This is a genomic window from Streptomyces anatolicus (assembly GCF_019400875.1).
Classification (GTDB): Bacteria; Actinomycetota; Actinomycetes; order Streptomycetales; family Streptomycetaceae; genus Streptomyces; species Streptomyces anatolicus.
The window spans coordinates 1-5,890 of the sequence record NZ_WMBF01000405.1; the positions used below are offsets into that span (position 1 = coordinate 1).

The following is a 5,890-nucleotide window of genomic DNA, read 5'->3' on the forward strand; positions in this document are numbered from 1 at the left end:
GTCCTGCGGGGAAGCCGCTAGCATCGGCCAGCATCGGCGGGCACGTTCCCCCGGCTCTCCACGGGCCGGGCGGGCCCCACCACCCCCAGGCCAGGGAGCGCATCGTGCTGATCACCCACGACACCCGGTGTTCTCTCGACGCCGTGGTCGATCTGGTGAACACCGCACCGGAGGAGGACGGCGCCGACGAGCTGACCGACCTGGCGTCGCTCGGTGATTTCGTACGTACGCACGGAGTGAGCGGGGTCGAAAGGCTCGCGGAACGTGACCTGGTGGATGTGCGCCGGGTCCGGGGCCGCTTCGCGGAGGTGTTCGCCAACCCCGAGCCCCGGGCCGCGTCCACGATCATCAACGAGCTGATCGCGGCGGCGGGCACCACGCCCCGGCTCACCGACCACGACGGCTACGACTGGCACATCCACTACTTCGCGCCCGGCGCTTCCGTCGCGGACCACCTGGCGGCCGACTGCGGGATGGCGCTGGCGTTCTTCGTGGTCGCCGGGGAGCAGGAGCGGCTGCGGCGCTGTGAGGCACCGGACTGCCGGCGCGCCTTCGTCGACCTCTCCCGCAATCGCTCGCGCCGCTACTGCGACAGCCGCACCTGCGGGAACCGCCTGCACGTCGCCGCGTACCGCGCCCGCCGCAAGGAAGCCGCGGGTTAGGGTCCTGCCCCGTCGGATCAGGTCGCGGGACAGGATTCAGAGCAGCAGCAGATCGTGCAGCGACGCCAGCAGGATCAGCATGCCGATCACCGTCAGGAAGATCATCAGGGGTGGCTGGGAGAGGGCGAAGAGGCAGCCTCGCGGTTCTTCGTCGGTGGCGAGCCGCGCTTCGTCGGCAGGTCGTCGCTCCGGGGCCGGTGCCGCTTGCCGTCCGTCGTCCGGCGGGGCGGCATCGCCCGGTGTGGTGGTGTCAAGCATCTCGCGGTGATGATGACGCAGACGACCGGCCTCCGATGACCAACACGCCAAAATGAAGCGGGAGTTCGCCGGAACCCGTGAACAGGGAAAAGGCCAGCGCCCGGCGCGTTCCGCCCGTGGCCGGCGGCCGTACACCCCGGGGACATCCGAGGGCGCCGCCCGCACTCGAACGAGGGAGTCGTCGTGGCCCTGGAGCGCGGCCGGACGGCTTTCGCCGTCAGATGCCGTGCTTCTTCAGGATCGCCTCGATGTCGCTGAAGTCCTCCGCGGGCGCGGCGGCCTTCTGCTTGGCCGCGGGCTTCGCGGCGGTGCTGGGTCCGGCGCCCTGGCCGAGCGAGGGTGCCGAGGCCGCGGGGGCCACCGCGTCGCGCTGGGCGGCCTTCGCGGCCCTGCGCTCCTTGCGGGTGCCGCCCCTGCGGCGCTCCACCGCGCGCGTGCCGAGGAACATCAGCCAGGCCGCGCCGAGCACCCCGAAGCCGACCCACGCCTTGAGGCTGAAGGCGGTGTCGGCGGCCCATCCGACGACGCCGGTCAGCACGAGCCCCACCGGCACCAGGGAGTACGCGAGGAGGCGGGCCGCGGTCAGGAAACGCTTGCGGTAGGCCGTGACCGCGGCGATGCCGAGCCCGGCCGCGGATACGGCGGAACAGACGGTCTCGGCAATCATCCGGTCCTCCAGGCAGTCAGGCGTACGTCGTCCATGACGCGGTCGTCCCTTCCATCCTGCACCGGGTGGGGGCCGCGCAACCACGGCCGGGGCGGACCTCAGGGACATCTCCGGGTCATCTAGGGGTCGGAACTCCTCCCCAGGTGCCGGTTGGGTGGGCGGCCCGCGGGCTGGAAGACTGTCCCCATGAGCGACTCCCGTCCTGACCAACCCGCCCGCCCCGTCGTCGTCGACGTCTGGTGCGAGCTGCAGTGCCCCGACTGCCGTACCGCCCTCGACGACGTGCGCGCCCTGCGCGCCCGCTACGGCGACCGCGTCGAGCTGCGCCTGCGCCACTTCCCCCTCGAGAAGCACAAGCACTCCTTCGCCGCCGCCCAGGCCGCCGAGGAGGCCTTCGAGCAGGGCGCGGGCTGGCCGTACGTCGAGGCGGTGCTCGCCGGGGTCGAGGAGCTGGACCGCCGGGGCGAGCCCTTCCTGGTGGAGACCGCGCGTGAACTGGATCTGGACGCCGAGGAGTTCGACACCGCCCTGATCGACGGGCGGCACATCCTGATCGTCGACGCCGACCAGGCCGAGGGCAAGGCCATCGGGGTCACCGGCACGCCGACGTACGTCGTCGACGGCGAGCGTCTGGACGGCGGCAAGAGCCAGGCGGGGCTGCGGGAGCGCGTCGAGGAGATCACCGACCGGCTCCTGGCGGGCGAGGGCTCTTAGGGCCTGTCCTAGTCCCCGGAGCAGCGGCTCCCTACAGCAGCGGCTTGTAGAGGGAGTACGAGACCGGTTCGTAGCCCAGAGACTCGTACAGGCACAGGGCCGTGGCGTTGCCCGCGAAGACGCTGAGGCCGATCCGGTCGCGGCCCCCCGCGCGGGCCTGCGCCTCGGCCAGCAGCATCAGGGCGCGGCCATGGCCGCGCCCCCGGCAGTCCTCGTCGACCTCGACGCGGAAGACGAACGCGTCGTCGTCGCGGAGCGCGAGCCACAGGGCGCCGACCTTCGCGCCCTCCTGGGTGAGCACGCTCAGCAGGGTGTCGGGGGTGGCCAGGCCCTGCGGCAGCAGCTCGGCGTGGTCGGCCTCGGACTTGGCGCGCGCCTGCGCCTCGGGCACGCCCCGGTCGATCCAGCTCCGCGTATAGCTCCCCTGAGCCCGCGCCAGCCATGGCCCGTACTCGCCCTCGGTCATCGGCCGCCCCTCGACGCCCGGCGGCAGCGCGGCGGGCTCGGCCGGCACCGGCTTCGCCATCCGGCGGTTGCGCTCCACGTAGCCGAGCGCCGTCGCCAGTGGCAGGGCCCCCGGGGCCTGGGCGGGGACGGTCACCTCGATGCGCCTGCAGCCCCAGCCGCGGGCCACCTCCTCGGCGGCCAGCGCCGCGACCGTGCCGCGGCCACGCCTGCGGTCCGGCTCGGCTATCCGCAGGTCCCGCACCCGGCAGACCTGCGGCCCGAAGACGTCATGGGTGGCGAGGTCGACGGACCCCACCGGCCGGCTGTTCACGCACACGTCGTACGTGCGCGCCCTGGCGCCGTAGGCGCCCCGCTGGAGCGGCCCGGTCGGCCGCAGGGTCGTGGTCATCACAGGTGTTCTACCCACCCAGGCCCCGCGGCGTCACGGGATTTTCGGCGGACCGGGGCACTCACGGATCGAGGTCGTCCGCGGCCCGCTCGTCGAAGGTCCGCATCGCCTTGGTGGTCATCGGCCCCGGGGCCTGCGGCAGTTGGCGCCCGTCGACGCGGTGCACGCCCTGGACGTCACGCAGTGTGGACGTCAGGAAGATCTCGTCGGCGTGCTCCAGGACGTCCAGCGGAAGGTCGCTCTCGCGGGCGCCCGTCCACTCGACGGCCAGCTCGCGCGTGATGCCCGCGAGGCATCCGGAGGTGACCGGCGGGGTGAGGATCTCGCCGTCGACCACGACGAAGACGTTGGAGCCGGTGCCCTCGCAGAGCTGCCCGACCGTGTTCGCGAACAGCGCCTCCGAGGCGCCCTGCTCGTGGGCGCGGGCAAGGGCGACGACGTTCTCGGCGTACGAGGTGGTCTTCAGGCCGGTCAGGGCGCCGCGTTCGTTGCGGGTCCACGGCACGGTGATCACGGCGGTGGAGTCCGGGCGCCGCGCGGCCTCGCCGAGGGCGACGATGAGCGTGGTGCCCTGGTCGCCGCGGTCGGAGCCGAGCGGCGAGAGGCCTCCGGTGTAGGTGATCCGCAGCCGTCCCAGCGGGAGCGGGTTGGCCTCCAGGACGGCGGCGCAGGCGCGGCGCACCTCGTCGAGGTCGGGCTCGGGCAGCCCCAGGCCGCGCGCCGAGCGGGCGAGCCTCGCCAGGTGGCGGGTGAGGGCGAAGGTCCTGCCCTCGACGGACTTCACCGTCTCGAAGATGCCGTCGCCCACCGTAAGGCCGTGGTCGAGCACGGAGACGCGCGCGGAGTCGACGTCCCGCAGCCCACCGTTGAGCCATATCTTCACGTTGAGATTCCTCCACTCGCTTCGTACGCCCCCGACGCTACCGCCAGCAGCCGTGCGGCCTTCAGCTCGGTCTCCCGCCACTCCCCCTGGGGGTCCGAGCCCCAGGTGATGCCCGCTCCGGTGCCGAAGCGCAGCATCCCCTCGGCCCGGTCGATCCAGAAGGTGCGGATGCCGACGGCCAGCTCTCCGGTGCCCCGGTCGGCGTCCACCCAGCCGATGCCGCCGCAGTACGGACCTCTGGGCACCGTCTCCAGCTCGTCGATGATCCGCAGGGCGCTGGACTTGGGGGCGCCGGTGACGGAGCCGGGCGGGAACGTCGCCTCGAACAGTTCGGGCCAGCCCGCGCCGGGGCGCAGCTCCCCGTGGACGGTGGAGACGAGGTGGACGAGGCCGGGGTGCTTCTCGACCACGCAGAGGTCGGGGACGGTCACGGAGCCGGTCGCGCAGACGCGTCCCAGGTCGTTGCGGACGAGGTCCACGATCATGACGTTCTCGGCGTAGTCCTTCTCCAGTAGGTCCGCCTCGGTCCGGCCTGTGCCCTTGATGGGCCCCGACTCCACGACCCGGCCCTCGCGGCGCAGGAACAGCTCGGGGGAAGCGGTGGCCAGCTCCACGCCGTGGCCGGGCAGGCGAATCGTTCCGGCATAGGGAGCGGGGTTCCCGCGCGCGAGGAGGGCCGTCAGGGCGTCCACGTCGGCGTCGGCGGGGACGGGCGCGGAGAGGACGCGGCAGAGGTTCGCCTGGTAGACCTCGCCGACCGCGATGTACGCGCGTATCCGACGTACGCCCTCCGTGTACGCGGCGCGGTCCAGTGACGACGTCCAGTCACCGGCGCCCGGACCCCGCCACCTTCCCGGCACGGGCGCGGGCACGGCCTCGCGGCGTACGTCGTCGAAGCGGGCGCAGACCAGGCCTCCCTCGAAGTCCGCGGACACCGCCCAGAAGCCGGACGAGTCAAGGGCCGCGGGGTCGCTGGTCACGTCGCGCAGACCGGTGGCCACGAGAGGGCCGAAGCGGGCCATGGGGGGAAGCGCCGGTGACGACGTCAGAGGGGGGTTGTGCACGTCTGCGAGTCTATGACCGGTGCCCCGGGCCCGCCCCGGACCGGTCACACCGCAGCACGCTGCGCAAACGCGTTTTTGTACTGGCCCAGGAATCCGCTAGAGTTCAACACGTCGCCGGGACGCGCAAGCGGACCGGGAAAGACAAGCGGACGTAGCTCAGTTGGTAGAGCGCAACCTTGCCAAGGTTGAGGTCGCCAGTTCGAACCTGGTCGTCCGCTCGCAGGAAAGAGGGGGATCTTCCCGAACCCCCGCACTCCTGGTGGAGTGGCCGAGAGGCGAGGCAACGGCCTGCAAAGCCGTCTACACGGGTTCAAATCCCGTCTCCACCTCCAAGGACGATTAGCTCAGCGGGAGAGCGCTTCCCTGACACGGAAGAGGTCACTGGTTCAATCCCAGTATCGTCCACTGATCTTCACGAAGACCGTCTCGGCGGGTTCCTTCATGAGGGTCGTTCCCGCGCGATTAGCTCAGCGGGAGAGCGCTTCCCTGACACGGAAGAGGTCACTGGTTCAATCCCAGTATCGCGCACGCAGTACGCAGCACACGCAGGTTGACCTGCGCGATTAGCTCAGCGGGAGAGCGCTTCCCTGACACGGAAGAGGTCACTGGTTCAATCCCAGTATCGCGCACCACCACACGAAGCCCCGGCCGTCTCCACGGCCGGGGCTTCGTCGTTCCCCTGACGGGTCAGGAGCGGCTCATCAGGAAGAGAAGAGCATGTGCCCGAAGCTCTTGTGACGCTTGCCGTGGCCGTAGTGACCGCCATGGCCGCCGTGACCACCGTGG

Annotated in this window: 7 protein-coding genes, 5 tRNA genes and 1 pseudogene; 7 read left to right on the forward strand and 6 right to left on the reverse strand. The window is 71.6% G+C overall.

Annotated elements, in window-relative coordinates; all coding sequences use genetic code 11:
• Positions 1 to 104 precede the first annotated feature (104 nt).
• Positions 105 to 662 (forward strand): CGNR zinc finger domain-containing protein, encoded by a 558-nt coding sequence (locus GKQ77_RS26045; RefSeq protein ID WP_219691376.1) that lies wholly within the window; start codon positions 105 to 107, stop codon positions 660 to 662.
• Positions 663 to 698: 36 nt separating this feature from the next.
• Here the strand turns inward: GKQ77_RS26045 and GKQ77_RS26050 are convergent, their stop codons facing one another.
• Together GKQ77_RS26050 and GKQ77_RS26055 are read right to left on the reverse strand one after the other, a co-directional pair.
• A complete protein-coding gene (locus GKQ77_RS26050; RefSeq protein WP_372459986.1) occupies positions 699 to 941 on the reverse strand; it encodes a hypothetical protein in 243 nt (80 codons plus the stop codon).
• A gap of 196 nt (positions 942 to 1,137) precedes the next feature.
• Positions 1,138 to 1,587 (reverse strand): hypothetical protein, encoded by a 450-nt coding sequence (locus GKQ77_RS26055; RefSeq protein ID WP_219691378.1) that lies wholly within the window; start codon positions 1,585 to 1,587, stop codon positions 1,138 to 1,140.
• A 186-nt stretch (positions 1,588 to 1,773) separates the two neighbouring features.
• On the opposite strand from GKQ77_RS26055, the gene GKQ77_RS26060 reads away from it, so the two are divergent.
• Positions 1,774 to 2,301: a DsbA family protein gene (locus GKQ77_RS26060; RefSeq protein WP_219691379.1), complete on the forward strand. Its 528-nt coding sequence runs from the start codon at positions 1,774 to 1,776 to the stop codon at positions 2,299 to 2,301.
• 31 nt (positions 2,302 to 2,332) lie between these two features.
• On the opposite strand, the gene GKQ77_RS26065 is transcribed toward GKQ77_RS26060, so the two are convergent.
• The 3 genes from GKQ77_RS26065 to GKQ77_RS26075 form a co-directional block, all read right to left on the reverse strand.
• Positions 2,333 to 3,157 (reverse strand): GNAT family N-acetyltransferase, encoded by an 825-nt coding sequence (locus tag GKQ77_RS26065; protein ID WP_219691380.1) that lies wholly within the window; start codon positions 3,155 to 3,157, stop codon positions 2,333 to 2,335.
• Positions 3,158 to 3,218: 61 nt separating this feature from the next.
• On the reverse strand, positions 3,219 to 4,040 hold the full coding sequence (locus GKQ77_RS26070; protein WP_219691381.1) for an aminotransferase class IV: 822 nt from the start codon (positions 4,038 to 4,040) through the stop codon (positions 3,219 to 3,221).
• Positions 4,037 to 5,062: a chorismate-binding protein gene (locus GKQ77_RS26075; RefSeq protein WP_219691382.1), complete on the reverse strand. Its 1,026-nt coding sequence runs from the start codon at positions 5,060 to 5,062 to the stop codon at positions 4,037 to 4,039. Before GKQ77_RS26075 ends, GKQ77_RS26070 begins: the two co-directional genes overlap by 4 nt.
• Before the next feature lie 187 nt (positions 5,063 to 5,249).
• On the opposite strand from GKQ77_RS26075, the gene GKQ77_RS26080 reads away from it, so the two are divergent.
• The 5 genes from GKQ77_RS26080 to GKQ77_RS26100 all read left to right on the forward strand — a co-directional run bounded on the left by GKQ77_RS26080 (position 5,250) and on the right by GKQ77_RS26100 (position 5,736).
• Positions 5,250 to 5,322, forward strand: a tRNA-Gly gene (locus GKQ77_RS26080).
• Positions 5,323 to 5,362: 40 nt separating this feature from the next.
• Positions 5,363 to 5,436, forward strand: a tRNA-Cys gene (locus GKQ77_RS26085).
• A gap of 1 nt (position 5,437) precedes the next feature.
• Positions 5,438 to 5,509, forward strand: a tRNA-Val gene (locus GKQ77_RS26090).
• A gap of 51 nt (positions 5,510 to 5,560) precedes the next feature.
• Positions 5,561 to 5,632: transfer RNA gene (locus GKQ77_RS26095), tRNA-Val, on the forward strand.
• A gap of 29 nt (positions 5,633 to 5,661) precedes the next feature.
• A tRNA-Val gene (locus GKQ77_RS26100) sits at positions 5,662 to 5,736 on the forward strand.
• A 69-nt stretch (positions 5,737 to 5,805) separates the two neighbouring features.
• On the opposite strand, the pseudogene GKQ77_RS33645 reads toward GKQ77_RS26100, so the two are convergent.
• Positions 5,806 to 5,890: pseudogene (locus tag GKQ77_RS33645) on the reverse strand (zf-TFIIB domain-containing protein); the annotation flags it as partial.